This is a genomic window from Flavimobilis sp. BM9, from assembly GCF_058313055.1.
Genome location: NZ_JBZEMO010000002.1, coordinates 375,012 through 393,795, shown reverse-complemented (window position 1 = coordinate 393,795; position 18,784 = coordinate 375,012). Strand labels below are relative to the sequence as shown.

14 protein-coding genes are annotated in these 18,784 nt (G+C 70.1%); 9 read left to right on the top strand and 5 right to left on the bottom strand.

Annotated elements, in window-relative coordinates; genetic code table 11:
* Window positions 1-43: 43 nt before the first annotated feature.
* Window positions 44-2,398 carry a transglycosylase domain-containing protein gene (locus AC4F3Q_RS05875; RefSeq protein WP_491039140.1) on the bottom strand — a complete coding sequence of 785 codons (2,355 nt, stop codon included), beginning with the start codon at window positions 2,396-2,398 and terminating at the stop codon, window positions 44-46.
* A gap of 244 nt (window positions 2,399-2,642) precedes the next feature.
* Here AC4F3Q_RS05875 and AC4F3Q_RS05870 point away from each other — a divergent pair, with 244 nt between their 5' ends.
* From AC4F3Q_RS05870 to AC4F3Q_RS05860, 3 genes are all read left to right on the top strand, one after another.
* Window positions 2,643-3,311 carry a PadR family transcriptional regulator gene (locus tag AC4F3Q_RS05870; protein WP_168446791.1) on the top strand — a complete coding sequence of 223 codons (669 nt, stop codon included), beginning with the start codon at window positions 2,643-2,645 and terminating at the stop codon, window positions 3,309-3,311.
* Window positions 3,308-4,402: an inositol-3-phosphate synthase gene (locus AC4F3Q_RS05865; protein WP_168446790.1), complete on the top strand. Its 1,095-nt coding sequence runs from the start codon at window positions 3,308-3,310 to the stop codon at window positions 4,400-4,402. Before AC4F3Q_RS05870 ends, AC4F3Q_RS05865 begins: the two co-directional genes overlap by 4 nt.
* Before the next feature lie 107 nt (window positions 4,403-4,509).
* Window positions 4,510-5,826, top strand: coding sequence for an MFS transporter (locus AC4F3Q_RS05860; protein WP_491039139.1), 1,317 nt, complete (start codon window positions 4,510-4,512; stop codon window positions 5,824-5,826).
* 12 nt (window positions 5,827-5,838) lie between these two features.
* On the opposite strand, the gene AC4F3Q_RS05855 is transcribed toward AC4F3Q_RS05860, so the two are convergent.
* The gene (locus AC4F3Q_RS05855; protein WP_491039192.1) at window positions 5,839-7,278 is read right to left on the bottom strand and encodes a CCA tRNA nucleotidyltransferase; all 1,440 of its coding nucleotides are present in this window, start codon (window positions 7,276-7,278) and stop codon (window positions 5,839-5,841) included.
* Between the two features lie 147 nt (window positions 7,279-7,425).
* Between AC4F3Q_RS05855 and AC4F3Q_RS05850 the strand changes: the two genes are divergently transcribed.
* The 6 genes from AC4F3Q_RS05850 to trxA all read left to right on the top strand — a co-directional run bounded on the left by AC4F3Q_RS05850 (window position 7,426) and on the right by trxA (window position 15,261).
* Entirely contained in the window at window positions 7,426-8,022 is a 597-nt protein-coding gene (locus AC4F3Q_RS05850; protein WP_491039138.1) for an NUDIX hydrolase, read from the top strand.
* Entirely contained in the window at window positions 8,019-10,112 is a 2,094-nt protein-coding gene (locus AC4F3Q_RS05845; protein ID WP_491039137.1) for a DUF6049 family protein, read from the top strand. Before AC4F3Q_RS05850 ends, AC4F3Q_RS05845 begins: the two co-directional genes overlap by 4 nt.
* Window positions 10,109-11,761, top strand: coding sequence for a murein biosynthesis integral membrane protein MurJ (gene murJ, locus AC4F3Q_RS05840; protein ID WP_491039136.1), 1,653 nt, complete (start codon window positions 10,109-10,111; stop codon window positions 11,759-11,761). The genes AC4F3Q_RS05845 and murJ overlap by 4 nt, the downstream gene beginning before the upstream one ends.
* A 176-nt stretch (window positions 11,762-11,937) precedes the next feature.
* On the top strand, window positions 11,938-13,878 hold the full coding sequence (locus tag AC4F3Q_RS05835) for a protein kinase family protein (RefSeq protein WP_491039135.1): 1,941 nt from the start codon (window positions 11,938-11,940) through the stop codon (window positions 13,876-13,878).
* Window positions 13,879-13,960: 82 nt separating this feature from the next.
* On the top strand, window positions 13,961-14,938 hold the full coding sequence (gene trxB, locus AC4F3Q_RS05830; protein WP_491039134.1) for a thioredoxin-disulfide reductase: 978 nt from the start codon (window positions 13,961-13,963) through the stop codon (window positions 14,936-14,938).
* Window positions 14,938-15,261 (top strand): thioredoxin, encoded by a 324-nt coding sequence (gene trxA / locus AC4F3Q_RS05825; protein WP_491039133.1) that lies wholly within the window; start codon window positions 14,938-14,940, stop codon window positions 15,259-15,261. Before trxB ends, trxA begins: the two co-directional genes overlap by 1 nt.
* A 61-nt stretch (window positions 15,262-15,322) precedes the next feature.
* On the opposite strand, the gene AC4F3Q_RS05820 is transcribed toward trxA, so the two are convergent.
* From AC4F3Q_RS05820 to rsmG, 3 genes are all read right to left on the bottom strand, one after another.
* Window positions 15,323-16,453 carry a ParB/RepB/Spo0J family partition protein gene (locus AC4F3Q_RS05820; RefSeq protein WP_491039132.1) on the bottom strand — a complete coding sequence of 377 codons (1,131 nt, stop codon included), beginning with the start codon at window positions 16,451-16,453 and terminating at the stop codon, window positions 15,323-15,325.
* Window positions 16,450-17,481, bottom strand: a complete 1,032-nt coding sequence (locus AC4F3Q_RS05815; protein ID WP_491039131.1) for a ParA family protein — start codon at window positions 17,479-17,481, stop codon at window positions 16,450-16,452. The genes AC4F3Q_RS05820 and AC4F3Q_RS05815 overlap by 4 nt, the downstream gene beginning before the upstream one ends.
* An 82-nt stretch (window positions 17,482-17,563) precedes the next feature.
* Entirely contained in the window at window positions 17,564-18,277 is a 714-nt protein-coding gene (rsmG, locus tag AC4F3Q_RS05810) for a 16S rRNA (guanine(527)-N(7))-methyltransferase RsmG (RefSeq protein WP_491039130.1), read from the bottom strand.
* Between the last annotated feature and the right edge of the window lie 507 nt (window positions 18,278-18,784).

Below are 18,784 nucleotides of genomic sequence, written 5' to 3'. Positions count from 1 at the left end.
CGGCGGCGCACCTGCGTCCTGCAGGTGCGCCGCCGTCGTGGTCTCAGTCCTCGCGAGCGGTCTCCTGGGCCGGCGAGGCCGGGGGCGTCGCGGGCGGTTCGGGTTCGCTCGGGGGCGGGGTCGTCGGGTCGGGTGCCGGCGGGGGGCCGCTCGAGACGACCAGCACGATGCTCGACTTCGTCGGCACCTGGGTGCCTTCGCCCGGTTGGACCGCGATGACGGACCCCTTGGGCTTGTCGCTCTCCTGGTAGCTGACGACGGGCTCGAGCCCGGCGGCGCGCAGGGCGTCGCGCGCGGACTTCTCGTCGGTGCCGATGAGCCCGCCGGGCACGGTCGCGCTGTCCGGCTCCTGCGTGGGCTCCTCGGTCGGCTTCTCCGTCGGCTCCTCGGTCGGCTTCTCCGACTTGGTCTCGGTGGGCGTCGGCGGGGTCTTGACGACCGGCTTGGTCCGCTCCGGGAACTCGAGCACCGGCTCGCCCTCGAGCGCGGCAGTCATGTAGCTGGTCCACACGTCGAGCGGGGCGGAGCCACCGGTGATCTCGTCGTAGCCGCGGAACGGCGAGATCGGGTCTGCCTTGATGCCGTCCTTGCCGATCTGGTACATCGAGACCGCGGTGACGAGCTGCGGCGTGTAGCCGACGAACCACGCGGACTTGTTGGAGTTCGACGTCCCGGTCTTGCCTGCGACGGGTCGGTTGAGCGCCTTAGCCGTCTGGCCGGAGCCCTTCTCGACGACCTGCGTGAGCGCGTACGTCGTGTCCGCCATGATCTCCGCCTCGAAGGCCCGCTTCGGGACGCTGCCGCCCTCGTAGACAGCGTTGCCGTTCAGCTCGGCGATCGACTGGACCAGGTACGGCTCGGTGCGCATGCCCTCGTTGGCGAAGGTCGAGTAGGCGGCGGCCATGTCGAGCGCCCGCACGGACGAGACGCCGAGGACGTTGGCGGCGACGTCGAGGCTGTCGGTGTCCTCGGGGATGCCTGCGCGGACAGCGACGTCGCGGGTCGCTGCGGGCGTGACCTCGAGGTTGAGGTCGACGAACGCGGTGTTGACCGACTGCTCGGTCGCCTTGAGGAGCGAGACCCAGCCCCAGTTGCCGTTCGCGAAGTTGCGGACCGGGTCCTTGATGCCGTCGAACTTGCGGAGGTTCGAGCCGTTGAGGCGGTCGTCGAGCGTCTTGCCGGCCTCGAGGGCGGCGACGAGCGTGAAGGGCTTGAAGGTCGAGCCTGCCTGCGCCTTGTCCTGCGTGACGCGGTTGCGCTGGATCTTGACGTAGTCCTTGCCGCCGTACATCGCGCGGATCGCGCCCGTCGACGGATCGATCGAGACGACGGCGGTCTGCATGTTCTTCGAGGAACCCTCGAAGAGCGCCTTGTCCTTCATCGTCGCCTGGACGGCCTTCTGGTCGTCGACGTCGATCGTCGTGACGACCTTGAACCCGGCGGTGTCGAGTTCCTCCGTGGTGAAGGGGGTCTTCTTGACGATCTCCTTGCGGACCTCGTCGAGGATGTAGCCCTTAGGCCCCGACAGCGTGTTGCTCTGCTTGAACTCCTTGGTCTCGGGGAACTCGAGCGTCGTGCGCTCGGTCGGGTCGAGGGTCCCGAGGAGGACCATCCCGTCGAGGACGTAGTTCCAGCGCTCCTTCGCCTTGTCAGGGTCGAAGCGCGGGTCCCACTTGGTGGGGCTCGGGATGATGCCGGCGATGAGCGCGGCCTGCGAGAGCGTCAGGTCCTTCGCGTCGACGCCGAAGTAGGCGCGTGCGGCGGTCTGGATGCCGTTCGTGCCTCGGCCGAAGTAGATGGTGTTGATGTAGTTCGCGAGGATCTCGTCCTTGTCCTCCTCCTGCGCGAGCTTGACGGCGAGCAGCGCCTCCTTGAACTTGCCCACGTAGTCGGAGGTCGTCCCGGACGTGTAGTAGCGCTCGGCGTACTGCTGGGTGATCGTGGAGCCACCCTGGCGCGTGCCGTGCCGCAGGTTGGTCCAGAATGCGCGGGCCATGCCGGGCACGGAGATACCGGCGTTCTCGTAGAAGGAGCGGTCCTCGGCGGCGACGATCGCGTCGCGCACGACCTGCGGGATCTCCTCGGCCGGGATGAGCTCACGGTTCGCCTCGTCGACGAAGCGGCCCATGACGGTCTTGCCGTCGGAGTAGTAGACGGTCGTCGTCTGGCTGATCGCGATGCTCGCGGGCTCCGGGATGGTCGTCGTCGCGTAGGCGGTCACGACGACCCCGACGACGACGGCGACGGCGAAGAGGAAGCCGCCGAGGAGGAAGCGCCAGGACGGCAGCCAGCGGCGCACGGGCCCCTTGCCCGCACGCGGATAGTTGACGAACTTGCGCTTGCCCGGACGGGCCGTGGTGCGGCCCTTCGCGGTGCTGCGCTTCGTGGCTGAACCCACGACACACCCTTCTGCTGACTGAACGACGACTTGAACCCTATGCCGCTCATCGGCGTCATCCGAGGACCCAGCATGGTTCAGCCCAGTGTTTTCGCTCCCCGGACCCGAGGCCTGTGCGGAAACTTCACAGTTGCCCGGTGTGGTCGGCGTGCGTGGTGCTTGCATGTCTGGGTCTACGGACCTAGCCTGTCGATGTATCGATCCGATACATCGACATCAGACATGAGCGGGATGGGGGCAGGTCGTGCGCGCACGTTCCGAGGTCCTCGAGACCGCCATCCTCGGCATCCTCAACGAGGCACCGATGCACGGGTACGAGCTGCGCAAGCGGCTCAACGTCCTGCTCGGCTCCTTCCGGGCGCTGTCGTACGGGTCCCTGTACCCGTGCCTGAAGTCGATGCAGGCACGTGGTCTGATCGCAGGCACGGAGGGTTCGGGCGCACCGCCGCACGCACTCTCCGGCAAGCGGGCACGTATCGCGTACGAGCTCACGGCGGAGGGCAAGGAACGCCTCCAGACCGTCCTCTCGTCGTCCGGGCCCTCGGCCTGGGAGGACGAGAGCTTCGACGTGCGGTTCGCCTTCTTCGGGCAGACCGACGCCGAGACTCGCCTGCGCATCCTCGAGGGGCGGCGTACCCGCCTCGCCGAGAGGCTCGAGAACGTCCGGGAGGGTGCGGCTCGCACCCGCGAGAGGCTCGACGAGTACACGCTCGAGCTTCAGCGGCACGGTCTCGAGCAGGTCGAGCACGAGGTTCGCTGGCTCGACGAGCTCATCGACACCGAGCGTGGCCGTGGCCGCGCCCGTGCCGGTTCGACGGCCCCGGGGCGCGCACCGCGCACCGTCGCCGCCACCAACGAAACAACCGCCGAGGACGAGAAGCGTCCCGGCACTGACTACAAGGAGCGAGGATGACCTCCATCCGCGTCGGGATCGTCGGCGTCGGCAACTGTGCCGCGTCGCTGGTCCAGGGTGTGCACTACTACCGCAACACCCCCGCTGACTCGACCGTGCCCGGCCTCATGCACGTTCAGCTGGGTGACTACCACATCTCGGACATCGAGTTCGTGGCGGCGTTCGACGTCGACGCGAAGAAGGTTGGCTTCGACCTGTCCGAGGCGATCCTCGCGTCCGAGAACAACACCATCAAGATCGCTGACGTCCCGCCGCTCGGCGTGACCGTCCAGCGTGGTGTCACGAACGACGGCCTCGGCAAGTACTACTCCGAGACGATCGAGGAGTCGACGGCCGAGCCCGTCGACGTCGTCCAGGCGCTCAAGGACGCGAAGGTCGACGTCCTCATCTGCTACCTGCCCGTCGGCTCTGAGGTCGCGGCCAAGTACTACGCGCAGTGCGCGATCGACGCGAACGTCGCGTTCGTCAACGCTCTCCCCGTCTTCATCGCGTCCGACCCCGAGTGGGCGAAGAAGTTCGAGGACGCTGGCGTCCCGATCGTCGGCGACGACATCAAGTCGCAGGTCGGCGCGACGATCACGCACCGCGTGCTCGCCCGTCTCTTCGAGGACCGCGGCGTCATCCTGGACCGCACGTACCAGCTGAACGTCGGCGGCAACATGGACTTCAAGAACATGCTCGAGCGTGAGCGCCTGGAGTCCAAGAAGCTGTCGAAGACGCAGGCCGTGACGTCGAACCTCCACGACGGCCCCCTCGCGGGCAAGAAGGAGGACCGCAACGTCCACATCGGTCCGTCGGACTACGTCGCCTGGCTCGACGACCGCAAGTGGGCCTATGTCCGCCTCGAGGGTCGCGCGTTCGGTGAGGTTCCCCTGAACCTCGAGTACAAGCTCGAGGTCTGGGACTCGCCCAACTCGGCCGGCATCATCATCGACGCGCTCCGCGCGGCGAAGATCGCCAAGGACCGTGGCGTCGGTGGCCCGATCCTCTCGGCCGCGACCTACTTCATGAAGTCGCCGCCCGTGCAGATGGAGGACCAGGAGGGCCGCGCGGCTCTCGAGGCCTTCATCGCGGGCACCAACGAGCGCTGATCCCCGCCCATACCTGACGAGAAAGTGCGCTATCTGTTGCTCGAAGCGACAGATAGCGCACTTTCTTGTCTTCGTGGTGGCCAGAGGACCGGGAGAGGGGTGGCGTGGTGAGCGTCTCGGCTGAGCTCCGTGTCCTCCTGCGGCGCCCGGGGTTCCGGCGGCTGTTCACGGTGCGCCTGCTAAGCCAGTGCGCGGACGGCATGTTCCAGATCGGCCTGGCCACTCTCTTCTTCTTCTCCCCCGAACGGGCGAGCTCTGCCGGTCAGGTCGCGGTCGCGTTCGCTGTCCTCCTGGCGCCGTTCACGATCGTCGGCCCGTGGGCGGGCGTGTTCCTGGACCGGTGGCGGCGGCGCCAGGTGCTGCTCGTGGGCAACGTCCTGCGGGCAGCGGTCGCACTCGTCATCGTCGCGCTCATGGTCACGACCCCGCCCGATGACGACCTCGGCGTCGCGATCTACCTCCTCGCACTGGTCAACCTGTCGATCAACCGGTTCCTCCTCGCAGCACTGTCGGCGGGACTGCCGCACGTCGTCGACGGGCCGCTGCTGCTCACGGCCAACTCCCTGCTCCCCACGCTCGGTGCGCTCTCTGCCGGGGTGGGGGCCGGTGTCGGGCTGGGGCTGGGGCTCGTGGTCCCGACGGGCCGTACGCAGGACGCGGCCGCGGTGGTCGTGTCCGCAGCGCTCATGACCAGCGCGGCCTGGGCTGCGTCGCGCCTCGGCCGAGGGCAGCTCGGGCCCGACGACGCGGCGTCTGCTCCCCCGCTGCGTCGGGCCGTGGCCCGGCTCGCCTGGGCGCTGGCCGACGGCGCACGCTACCTCGTCGCACGCGGGACCCCCGGTCAGGCGCTCGCCGTCATGGCGGTGCACCGGTTCCTGTTCGGCACGACGCTCGTCGCAGCGATCCTGATCAGCCGGAACCTGCTCGCCGACCCGGCCGACGCCGAAGCAGGCCTTGCCGCGTTCGCGGCGGCCTCGGCCGCGACGGCCGCAGGGTTCGGCCTCGCTGTCGTGCTCACGCCCGTGCTGTCGCCCCGTTCCGGGACCCACTCGTGGATCACGGGCTGTCTCGTGCTCGGCGCCGCCGCGCAAGGTCTGCTCGTGCTCGAGGTGACCACCTGGACGATGCTCGTGGCGGGCGCAGCACTGGGACTGTCGTCGCAGGGCGCCAAGATCGCGGTCGACACGGTCGTGCAGCGGGACACCGCGGACGCGTTCCTGGGCCGGGCTTTCGCGCTCTACGACGTGCTGTACAACTCGGCGCTCCTCGGCGCCGCAGCCCTGGCTGCCGTCGCACTGCCTGACTCGGGCGCGTCCCGAGCGCTCTTCGTCGTCCTCACGGGCGGGTACGTAGGCGCCGCCGTCGTGTTCCACGCCTGGGGTGCACGCGCCCCGCGCGCGGCTGCGACTGCATCCCACCGGTAGACCGCGCGCAGCTCACTCCTGCGCGGCCCACCAGGCGAGGAGGTCCGCCTTCGCCGTCTCCTCGTCGACAGGGCCGCGCTCCATGCGCAGCTCGAGCAGGTGCTTGTACGCGCGCCCGACGACCGGGCCCGGCGAGATACCGAGGATCGCCATGATCTGCTGACCGTCGAGGTCCGGGCGGATCGACGCGATCTCCTCCCGCTCGGCCAGATCGGCGATGCGCGCCTCGAGCGAGTCGTACGTGTCCGAGAGGCGCTGCGCACGACGGCGGTTGCGGGTCGTGCAGTCCGCGCGCGTGAGCCGGTGCAGGCGCTCGAGCAGCGGTCCGGCGTCCGTCACGTAACGGCGCACCGCCGAGTCCGTCCAGCCACCGTCGCCGTACCCGTGGAACCGCAGGTGCAGCTCGACGAGGCGAGCGACGTCCTTGATCGTGTCCTTGTCGTAGCGCAGCTCCTTGAGGCGCTTGCGCGCGAGCTTCGCGCCCACGAGCTCGTGGTGGTGGAAGCTCACGCCCCCACCGGGCTCGAAGCGGCGCGTGGCGGGCTTCCCGCAGTCGTGGAGCACCGCCGCGAGACGCAGCACGAGGTCAGGTCCAGGGACCGGGCCGTCCGGACCCGTCTCGAGGTCGATCGCCTGCTCCAGCACGGTCAGGGTGTGCTGGTAGACGTCCTTGTGACGCCCGTGCTCGTCGACCGTCTCCTTCATGAGGAGCAGCTCGGGGAGCACGTACGTCGCGAGGCGCGTGTCGGTCAGCACCTCGAGGCCCGCCCGCGGGCTCGCCGACAGCAGGAGCTTGTCGAGCTCGGCGCGCACGCGCTCGGCGGAGACGATCGTCATCCGCTCCGCCATGTCGACGATCGCCTGACGCGTCGCCGGCTCGATGCCGAAGCCGAGCTGTGCCGCGAAGCGGGCGGCGCGCATCATGCGCAGGGGGTCGTCGTCGAACGACATCTCCGGCGCGATCGGCGTGCGCAGCACACCGGCGGCGAGGTCCACGAGGCCGTCGTGCGGATCCACGAACTCGAGCTGCGGCAGGCGCAGCGCCATCGCGTTGACCGTGAAGTCGCGGCGGGACAGGTCGCCCTCGAGCGTGTCGCCGAACGTCACGACGGGCTTGCGCGACGTCGGGTCGTACTCGTCGGCACGGTACGTCGTCACCTCGACGACGATCTCCGCCCCGCTCCCCCGGCCCGCACGTGCGAACCGCTTGGCGCCGATCGTGCCGAACTCCTTGCCGATGTCCCAGTGCGCGTCGCCCCACGCGCTCAAGAGCGCGATCGTCTCGTCAGGACGCGCCGACGTCGTGAAGTCGAGGTCCGCGCTCGCACGGCCGAGGAAGGCGTCGCGGACCGGTCCGCCCACGAGCGCGAGCTCGTGACCCGCGGAGGAGAACACGTCGCCGAGCTCGAGCACCTCGGGCGCGAGCCCGGTGATGATGTCGAGAGCGCGCATGCGCAGCTCGGTCAGCGCGGCGTCGTCGGGCTGACCCGCGGCAGGGGTCGGGTTTTCAGGGCTCACGGCGTCCAAGCCTGCCAGACCGCCGGGCCGCCTGGGCGGTTCGGGCCGCCTGGGAGCGGTGCGCTTCGTTACAGTGGTGTGATGAAACCCGCAGCCGCTCCGCAGGGACGCCACCGCGTCCCCGCGCCGCCGGGCGGGCACGCACTGCGCATCGACCCTGACGAACGTGCACGTCAGAGCGTCCCTACGACGCAGTCACAGCTCCCTGTCGTCGAGGAGACCTCGGCTGGCGGCCTCGTCGTGTCGATGATCGACGGCGTCGCGCACGCCGCCGTCATCGCCCGACGCAACCGCGCTGGCCGTCTTGAGTGGTGCCTCCCCAAGGGGCACCTCGAGGGCGACGAGACCCCCGAAGAGGCGGCCGTCCGCGAGATCGCGGAGGAGACCGGCATCACGGGTGCGGTCCGCACGCGGCTCGGCGTCATCGACTACTGGTTCTCAGGCGACGGCCGTCGCGTCCACAAGGCCGTGCACCATTTTCTGCTCGAGGCGGTGTCCGGCGACCTCACCGTCGAGGACGACCCCGACGGCGAGGCGGAAGACGTCGCCTGGATCGCGCTCGAGGACCTCGGCGCGAGGCTCTCGTACCCCAACGAGCGTCGGCTCGCGTCCGACGTCCTCGCGACGTTCGGCCCGCACGGCCCCTTCGTCCCGTCCGCGGACCCGCGACCGCGGTGAACGCTCGCGACGCCATGGTCGGTCGCGGTCCGGTCCTCAGGGGCCGGGCCGCGCTCGCGCGCAGCCTCGCAGCGGTCGGCGCGGTCGCCCTCTCGCTCGCGACGTCGCTCACGGCCCTCCCGCTCGCCTCGGCGACGACCGACCCGGAGCCGTCGACGGTGTCGCCGGTCGTCGTCGAACCGAGCGCCGTCACGATCGAGGACATCACCCCCCTGACGGTCACGCCCGCGGACACGGTCACCGTCCGCGTGACCGTGCGCAACACGGGCACCGAGCCGATAGCGGAACCGACCGCGTCGCTCTCCGTCGTGCGCTACCGCCTGCAGTCCCGCACCCAGCTGCGGGAGTGGTTCGCGGACGAGCTCGCGCTGCCCGCGGCGACGAGCCTGACGACGACCTACCTCGAGGAGCCTCTCGCGCCCGGCGAGTCGCGCAGCGTCACCCTCTCCGTCCCGGCGGAGGAGCTCCGGCTCCTGCCCTACCCCGAGGCGTCGGGGCCTCGCGGGATCGTCGCCGAGCTCGGTGACCGCAGCACGGGCACGATCGCGTCGGCCCGCAGCTTCCTCCTGTGGTTCCCGGAGGGGGCGGTCCAGGCGGCCCGGCTGAGCATCCTCGTCCCTGTCACCGGGCCGGCCGCGACGCCGACGGACCCCGAGGCGTGGACAGCGAGCATGAGCGCAGCGGTAGCGCCGTCGTCGGGCCGTCTCGCTCGCGTGCTCGACGCGACGGCCGAAGCTCGCGAGGTCTCGTGGGTCGTCGACCCCGCACTCGTGGACGCGGCCGCCGCCGACGTCGGCGGGGCCGGCGTCTGGGCGTCCACGCTCCTCACGGGCGCCTCGGGACGCGAGGTCTTCGCGCTCGACCCGTTCGATCCCGACGTCGCCGCGCTCGCCGCCGCCGACGTCCTCCCGTTCCAGCGTGGCGCGTCCGCGACGAGCGACGCGAAGGTCCGCGGGTGGCGTGACGACCTGGCCCTCCCCGTCCCGGGCTCCGCCAACCAGCAGACGCTCGCAGGCGCCGCAGCAGCGGGGGACAGCCTCGTCGTCGTCGACGGCGGGCTCGAGCCCGTCGGCCCCACGACGGCGAGCGGCGTCGTCTCCGTGCCCACCGGGTCCGGGACCGTCCGCGCTCTCGTCCCCGACGACGAGCTCAACCGGCTCTTCGCCACCGCCACCCCGACGAACCGGCATCTCCTCCTCGCCGAGCTCGCCGTGATCGCGCAGGAGCAGCCGGGACGCTCTGCGCACGTGCTCATCACCGCCGGCCGCGACTGGGACCCAGACGTCGCAGGGACCTCAGCCCTCCTCTCCTCCCTCGCTGCAGCGCCGTTCGTCACCATGCAGCCCGTCGCCACGCTCGCGGGCGCGCAGGCGGACGAGGTGGTGCGCCAGGACCTGCCCGACGGCGTCGCGCGCGCAAGCCTGTCCCCGCGCCTCCTGCGCACCGCCGCCGACCAGCTCGACGCCGTGACGGCACTCGCCGGTGTCGTGCCCGACCCGGACGCGCTCACCGCGACGTACACGCGTGACCTGGCGGCCGCGACGTCTGTCGCCGCGGCACAGACCAGCGGCCTCGCGCGGCGCCTCCTCGAGGACGCGATCGCGCAGGGGGACGCCCTCCTCGGCGGCATCTCCGTCCTGCCCGGCAGCACCGTCAACCTCATCAACGACTCGGGCGCGATCCCGATCACCGTCCGCAACGATCTCCCGCAGGCTGCGACCGTCACGGTCGCGCTCGTGTCCCGCGAGAGCCGCCTCAGCGTCGAGGACGTGCGCGAGACGACCATCGAGCCGGGCGCGACGGCCGACGTCCAGGTCCCCGTCCGCGCGATCGGGTCGGGCGACGTGCGCGTCGCCGTGCAGATCCGCTCCGCCGACGGCACGGTCGTCGCGGCCCCGTCAGAGATGAACGTGCGTGTGCGCGCCGGCTGGGAGACCGTCGGCACGGCGATCATCGGCGGGCTCCTCGTCCTCCTGCTCGTCGGCGGTATCGTGCGCACGGTCCGTCGCGGACGCTCCGCGCACCGCATGGAGCCGATCCGACCCGCGGACCCGGACGACGAGAAGCAGGACGAGGCGGAGGACCGATGAGCGACGACGCGGCGTCCAGCGGCAAGAGCCTCGGACGCAGCTCGGCGGTCATGGCGGCCGGAACCGCCGTCTCGCGACTCCTCGGGTTCGTGCGGAACTGGCTCCTCGTCGGCGCGGTCGGGGCGACCGGCATGGCAGCCAACACCTTCGATCTCGCCAACAAGCTTCCGAACATGGCGTTCGCGATCATCGCGGGCGGAGCGCTCAACGTCGTCCTCGTGCCGCTCATCGTCAAGGCCTACCGGCACTCCGACGCGGAGGACCGTGTCAACCGGCTCCTGACCTTGTCGGGTGTCCTCCTGCTCGGGATCACGCTGGTGCTCACTGCTGGCTCGTCGGTCATCGTGGCGCTCGCCTCAGGGTCGGCGTGGAGCCCGGCGCAGCGAGCGCTCGGCGTGACGTTCACGCTCTGGTGCATGCCCCAGCTGTTCTTCTACGGGGTGTACACGCTCCTCGGGCAGGTGCTCAACGCCCGTGAGAAGTTCGGCCCGTACATGTGGGCGCCCGTCCTCAACAACGTCGTGTCGATCGTCGGCTTCGGCGCGTTCATCGCACTGTGGGGCTGGCACACGCCGACGAGCACGTTGTCAGACCCGTCGTCGTGGACGGTCCCCCAGATCGGGTTGCTCGCCGGGACGGCGACGATCGGTGTCGCCGCGCAGGCGCTCGTGCTGCTGTGGCCGCTTGCCCGGATGGGCTTCCGGTTCCGCCTCGCGTGGGGGCCGCGCGGCCTCGGCCTGCGGACGTCGGGGAAGGTCGCGCTGTGGACGCTCGCGGGCCTGTGCCTCGACCAGCTCGGCGTGTTCCTCACGACGCGTGTCGCGGCGTCGGCCGACGACGCTGCCCGGACGGTCGCCGACGTCGCCGGCAACAGCGCCTACTCGCAGGCGCTCATGATCTACCTCTTGCCGCACTCTCTCGTGACGGTCTCGATCCTCACCGCGATGTTCACGTCCATCAGCGCGTCGGCGCAGGCTGGCCGGCGTGACCTGGTGCGCCGCGATCTCTCGCACGGCGTCCGCACGGTCGGCACGTTCACCGTGATCGCGTCGGCCCTGCTCATCGTGCTCGCGGAACCGCTCGTGCGCGCTCTCGTGCCGTCGATGACGCCCGGTGCGGTGAGCGCGGTCGGGCGCGTCCTCGTCGCGATGGCGCTGGGACTCGTGCCGTTCGGCGCGATGGTCCTGATGAAGTGGGTGTTCTACGCCTACGAGCAGGGTCGTACGGTCTTCATGCTCCAGGTGCCGGTCGTGCTGGTGCTCGTGGGTGGCTCGTTCGCCTCGATGTGGCTCCTGCCCGGGCAGTGGTGGGTCGTCGGCATCGGCGTGTCGATGTCGCTGTCGAACGTCGCGGGCGTGCTCGCCCGCTCGCGCTCGCTGCGACGTCTGCTCGGGGGGGTCGACGGCGCACGCATCGTGCGCATGCACGTGCGAGCGGTCGTCGCCGCGGCGGTCGCCGCCGTCGTCGGCATCCTGGTGCGCGACGCCGTCGGCGGAGGTGCCGCGAGCGGGTGGCTCCAGGCGGTGCTCACCTGCTGCGTCGTGGGTGTGGCCATGGGGGTCGTGTACTACGTGGGCCTGCGGCTCATGCGGGTCTCGGAGGTCGACGCGCTCGCCAAGATCGTGCGCCGGGTCCTGCGGCGGCGCTGAGCGCCCCGACGCGGCGGGCCTGCCCCTGCGGTTGCCGACCTGAGCATGGGGACGTGCACAGGTCCTCCCCAACGTGACCCGTCGTCGTCCCCGGACGAACCGTGCATCCCGCATAGCATGGAGCAGGCGTTCTGCGCCGTCGTGCTTCGTCGACCGTGCCGACCGGAGGGAGCCTGGTGACCGACCTGACCCGCGGGGATGTCCTCGCTGAGCGTTACGTGCTCCAGGACCCCGTGCCGTCCGACATCGCCGAGCTCGCGTGCTGGACCGCAGAAGACCAGATCCTGGGCAGGCTCGTGCACGTGTCGCTCGTGTCGGGCCCGCGTCGCACCGCAGCCCTCGACGAGGCTCGCCGCGCCTCCCTCGTCGCTGACCCGCGCCTCACCCGCGTCCTCGACGTGGGGGACGTGGGCGAGCTCGGCTACGTCGTCACAGAGACGCACGTCGGGCAGCCTCTCACCGCCATCCTCGCCGCAGGGCCCCTCACACCCGAGCAGGGCCGCTCGATCATCGGTGAGCTCGCGTCTGCTCTCGCGGTCGCCGAGCATCGCGGCGTCCACCACGGGCATCTCCGCCCCGAGGCTGTCCGCGTCAAGGACAACCGGGTCCACCTCACGGGGCTCGGGCTCGACGGGGCTCTCGTGCCGCACGTGGGCGAGCTGACCCGTCCGCGCGCCGACGCGGTCGGGCTCGCCCGTCTGCTCGCGTACATGCTCACCGGCCGGTGGACGACGCCGCCACCCGTCCCCGAGGCAGAGCTCGCCGACCTCGACTCGCTCGACGGTGCCGACCCCCACCTCGTCCTCCTGGTCCGTGACACGCTCACGACCCGCACGGGCGGCATCCGCGACCCCGAGCAGGCTGCACGCGACCTCGCCCCCTGGGACGCGATCGACGTCCCCGAACCTCAGCTGTTCGCCCCGACCGGCCTCACGTACGCCGCCGAAGGCGACCCGACCGACACGAAGGTCTCGACCGACATGACGCCTGACACCCCCCCGAAGCCCCCGGTGCGGCAGTCCGTGCGCGCAGTACCTGGCTCGACCGGCGGCCGGCCTCCGGGCACTCCGCCGCCCGCCGCACCGCCTGCACCTCCGCGGATCCCCGTGCGGCGCACGAGCGTCCGTGGTGCCGCGGCCGCGGGCGCTGCCGCGGCTGGACCGGCCGGTGGAGCCGCGGCTGCCGGTGCTGCCAGCGCGGCCGGTGCTGCCGGGGCGATGCCGGGCGCCGTAGCGGCGTCCGCGCAGTCGGACGCTCCCGCGGCTGGCGGTGCTGCGGCGCCCGTCCCCTCCTTCACGCCGACCGGCGCGGCAGCGGGAGCCGCTCCTGTGCGGGTCTCGTCTCGCCCGGGGCAGGGCGGGGGTGCACAGCCCGTCAGCGCTGCGGCGCCAACCCGCACGGCGGCTCCCCGCACGTCCGCGCCGTCTGCGCACGACACCACGCCCGTCTCGTTCGAGGACGTCCGGCGGAACCCGCAGGAGCTCAAGCGCTTCCGGTTCAACCCGACAGCACTGAGCCTGTCCGTCGTCTTCGTGCTCGTGGTCATCGGGCTGACGTCTGCTGTCACCCAGCTGCGCGGGGGCTTCCCCAACCCGTTCGGCCAGTCCGACGGCGAACGCCCGCTGCCGACCGCCGCGGTCCCCTCCCCCGGCGCAGCGGGTGGTCCCACCGACACGCCCAGCACGGTCGCCCCTATCATCGACTCCGCCCGCCAGCTCGACCCGGACGGGGACGACAACGAGCACCCGGAGGCCGTCGACCGCGCGATCGACCTCGACCCGACCACGTTCTGGTTCACGCGGACCTACAAGTCCAACGTCTTCGCCGGGATGAACAAGCGTGGCGTCGGCTACGCCGTCAAGCTCGAGCAGGCCTCCGTCGTGTCCTCGGTCTACCTGAGCACCAACAACACGGGCGGCAAGGTCGAGATCCGTGCAGTCGATCCTGACACCCCCGACAAGGGTGCGCCGCTCTACAGCGGCCCTCTCCAGGAGGAGCTCGAGATCACCCTGAGCGCGCCGGTCGAGACCGAGTGGATCGTGCTCTGGTTCACCGAGCTGCCAGCAACCGCCTCGGGCGAGAACCGCGTCGAGCTGCGCGAGATCTCGCTGACCTGACCCTTCCCGGACCGGGAACAGACCCGCGCGCGGGGGCGTTCACCGTGCAGCACCATCACACCGACACCACCTGGAGAACTGCGTGAGCCTCGAGTCGACCGGAGACGTCCTGGACGTCGTCATCATCGGATCCGGCCCTGCCGGCTACACGGCTGCCGTGTACGCCGCCCGTGCTGGCCTGGCCCCGCTCGTGCTCGCCGGTTCCGTGACTGCGGGCGGCGCGCTCATGAACACCACCGAGGTCGAGAACTTCCCAGGGTTCCCCGGTGGGGTCATGGGCCCTGAGCTCATGTCCAACATGCAGGAGCAGGCGGAGAAGTTCGGCGCCAAGGTCGAGTGGGACGACGCGACGTCGGTCGACCTGACCGGTCCGGTCAAGGTCATCGAGACGGGCAACGGCGACACGTACCGCGCTCGCGCGGTGATCCTCGCGACAGGTTCGGCCTACCGGCGGCTCGGCCTTCCGGACGAGGACCGCCTCTCGGGCAGGGGTGTGTCTTGGTGTGCGACGTGCGACGGGTTTTTCTTCAAGGACCAGCACATCGCGGTCGTCGGTGGCGGCGACTCGGCGGTCGAGGAGGCGACGTTCCTCACGCGCTTCGGCTCGAAGGTGACGATGGTCCACCGCCGCGAGGAGCTGCGCGCTTCGAAGATCATGGCTGACCGGGCGCTGAACGATCCGAAGATCTCGTTCGCCTGGAACTCTGAGGTGGTCGGCATCGTGGGCGAGAACCGCGTGGAGTCCGTCGTCCTCCGGGACACCGTGACGGGCGAGGAGTCGACTCTGGACGCGACAGCGCTCTTCGTCGCGATCGGTCACGAGCCGCGCACCGAGCTGCTCGTCGGCCAGGTCGACCTGGACGACGCCGGCTACATCAAGGTGGAGGGTCGTAGCACCCGCACCAACCTGCCTGGTGTCTTCGCGTGCGGCGACGCCGTGGACCACACGTACCGTCAGGCGATCACCGCCGCGGGCACGGGTTGTTCTGCCGCTCTCGACGCGCAGCACTACCTCGCTGCTCTCGACGACGCCGCCCTCACCATCGCTCAGGAGGTCTGATGCCTACCGCTCCCGTCACCGACGCGACGTTCGACGCCGAGGTCCTGAGCTCCGACGTGCCCGTGCTGGTGGACTTCTGGGCGGAGTGGTGCGGTCCGTGCAGGCAGGTCGGTCCCATCCTCGAAGAGCTCTCGGACGTCTATGAGGGACGTATCCGGGTCGTGAAGCTCGACACGGACTCCAACCCGCAGATCACGGCCCGCTACGGCATCGTGTCGATCCCGACGATGAACTTCTACCAGGGCGGCGAGCTCGTGAAGTCCGTCGTCGGCGGGCGCCCGAAGCCCGCTCTCGTACAGGAGATCGAGTCGATCCTCGCCTGATCCCCCGAGACGAAGGAGGCCCGGACACCGCATGGTGTCCGGGCCTCCTTGCTGTCTGGGGTCATCTCTTGCGCAGCAGACCGGGGTCGTCGGGGGCCAGCACGTCGAGAATGCGGTTGAGGTCCTCGACGGAGGCGAACTCGATCGTCATCTTGCCCTTGGACCGGCCGAGGTCGACCTTGACGCGAGTCTCGAACCTGTCGGAGAGGCGCGACGCGAGCTCGTCGATCGCGGCCGATCGCGTTCCCGGGCGGGGCTTGCGGGGCTTACGCTCCTCGCCGTCGAGGCCACCCAGTGCGACGACCTCCTCGGTCGCGCGAACCGAGAGACCCTCGGCGACGATGCGCTGAGCGAGGCGCTCGATCGCGGCAGCGTCCTGAAGCCCCAGGAGAGCGCGCGCGTGTCCTGCGGACAGCACGCCGGCCGCCACACGTCGCTGCACAAGAGCCGGGAGCTTGAGCAGACGCAGGGTGTTGGATATCTGCGGGCGCGATCGCGAGATGCGGGTCGCAAGCTCCTCGTGGGTACAGCCGAAGTCGTCGAGGAGCTGCTGGTAGGCAGCAGCCTCTTCGAGGGGGTTGAGCGCGGCGCGGTGGAGATTCTCGAGGAGGGCGTCACGAAGGAGGTCGGTGTCCTCGGTCTCACGGACGATCGCCGGGATCGTTGTGAGGCCGGCTTCACGAGAGGCACGCCATCGCCGCTCGCCCATGATGAGCTCGTACTCGTTCGTACCGGACGGGTCAGGACGAACGACGATGGGCTGGAGGACGCCGATCTCGGTGATCGATCCGACGAGCTCGTTGAGCTCTTCTTCCGCGAACACCGTGCGCGGCTGGCGGGAGTTCGGGCGGATGGAGTCGAGAGGGATCTCGGCGAAGGTCGCGCCGGGGACGGGAACGAGCTCCTCCCCGGTCCCACGCTGGCGCGTACGTCCACGATCCGGCCGTGACGGTGTGCCGCTCCCCCGCGTGTCGTCCGCGGCGCCCTGAGGCCCGCCAAGGGCCTCGGGAGCAGCCGCGTGTGAAACTGGGTCTTCCGAGGTGTCGACAGCCGACCGTGGGCTGAGCACGTCGCTCGCCACCCCAGTTCCTGCACCGCCCGCGAAGAAGACGTCGACAGGGCGCTCGGCGTCCGACGTCGTGGGGATCAGGGCACCCAGGCCTCGTCCGAGACCTCGCCGCTTCTCGCTCATGCGTTCTCCTGGTGGTGGTGCTCGGCAGCGCGGTCAGCAGCCGCGACGCGCTCGGTGATCTCTCGGGCTGCCTCGAGGTAGGCGAGGGCGCCTGTCGAGTTGGGGTCGTAGGTCATCACGGTCTGCCCGTAGCTCGGGGCCTCGGAGACACGGACCGACCGTGGGATGCTGGTCCGCAACGTCTGGGCCGGGAAGTGCTCGCGAACCTCGGCGGCAACCTGCTGGGCGAGGTTCGTCCGTCCGTCGTACATCGTCAGCAGGATCGTCGAGACGTGCAGCCCTCGGTTCAGGTGCGACTGGATCATCTCGATCGTCTTGAGGAGCTGGCTCAGTCCTTCGAGCGCGTAGTACTCGCACTGGATCGGGATGAGCACCTCGCGCCCCGTCACGAAAGCGTTGACCGTGAGCAGCCCGAGGCTCGGGGGGCAGTCGACCAGCACATAGTCGAGGCGCGGCTCCCCTGTCGCGTCGCGGTGAGCGAGATAGTCATCGAGGGCGCGGTGGAGCCGGGTTTCACGTGAAACAAGAGAGACGAGCTCGATCTCTGCGCCTGAGAGGTCGAGAGTTGCGGGGACACACCACAGCGTCGGTATCTCCGGGCTGACCTGCACGACCTGCGCCATCGGCATCTCGTCGACGAGCACCTCGTAGACGGAGGGAGTGCCTGAACGGTGATCGATTCCCAGTGCGGTGGACGCGTTGCCCTGCGGATCGTTGTCGATGACCAGGACGTTGAGCCCTGACTGTGCGAGGCTCGCGGCCAGGTTGACGGTCGTCGTCGTCTTGCCGACGCCACCCTTCTGGTTCGCGATGGTGATGATCTTCGTGGATGCAGGCTTGGCGAACTTGCGGCCGCGCAGCTCGATCCGCCGGCGTGAGTCAAGTGCGAGCTGAGCAGCGAGGGGCGTGTCCTCTGAGAAGTCCGGGACGACGTCGAGCAGGGCTGCGCGTCGGACGTCGTCGTGCGTGGTTTCACGTGAAACCGCTTCGATCTCGCCGTCCCCAGGAGCTGGTGCACCGAGCGTCACGGATGTGTCCTCTCTTCGCAGCGTCGTGCTGCCCTAGTCGTACGTCGTCTTGCGGACGGGCCGCTCGCGCGTGGAGCTCGCTTCACCGGGTACGGGTAGCGCGCACGACTGTCGTCGTGGCTACCCCCGGCAGCGTACCGGCCGCCAGCACCTCGGCGTCAGTAGCGCCATAGCGCCTGAGCACCTTGGTCGCGGCGGCGATCTCCTCGGTTGCCGACCGCCCCTTGAGAGCCACCAGGACGCCGTCACGGCGCAGCAGCGGGAAAGCCCAACGACCGAGCCTGTCGAGCGCGGCAACAGCACGGGCCGTGACTGCGTCCGCCTCGAAAGCCCCGTGGAACTCCTCGGCCCGACCACGCCGGACCTCGGCATTGGCGAGCCCGAGCTTCGCGATCACCTCGGCCAGCCAGATGCACCGCCGCTCCATCGGCTCGACCAAGACGACCTGAGCCTCTGGCAGCATCGACGCGACCACGATGCCCGGCAGACCCGCGCCTGAGCCGAGGTCCACGATCATTCCCGACAGCGGGAGGAAGGGCACCACCGCAGCGGAGTTGAGAAGGTGACGGGTCCACAGCCGATCGAGCTCACGAGGCCCGATGAGGCCTCTCTCCTCACCGTGTGCGGCGAGCATCTCGTGGAAGGCCTCGACGGGCTCATAGGCACTGCCGAAGTACTCGCGCACCATGGCGAGGTCGAGGTCTGCGTCCACGACGTCCGTCGCCGGAGCCGTCGCGTCGGACTCCTCCGTTTCACGTGAAACGGAAACGCCCTCCGGGCCTCGATCTTCGGTCACAGTGCATTCCTCCATCGCTAGCCCAACAACCGTCCAAGGCTATCGCGAATCCGCCACCGCCCTCTGCGCTCACACCTGCTGGGCCCGGGGGCGGCGCTCGCGATCCCTGTGGGTGCACCGCGCTCTCGACCGGGACGCAGTGGGAGGTCGGCACACGCAAACCGCCCAGCAGAATCCGAGACCAGCCAGACGGCAATCCTTGACCCCACGCTCCGCCGAGCACTCTCCCCTAGGCCGATCGCTCCCACCGACAACTAGAGCGACTCGGAGACAGCGACTGTGGCATCAAGGACACACGTCGTGGACGACCCAGCCACACCGGACCGAGTAGCGAGGCCGAGCCACCCACGGGCTCAGATCCCCGGGGCACAGACCACAGACATGTGCGGGCAACCGGCGCCGGCTGCGGCTGCGGGACTCCCGCCCGGTGGGTCAGAGTCGGACAAGGTCGCTGCCCAACTCAGTTTCACGTGAAACCACGTCGGCGGCCGCGGGGCGCCAGTGATG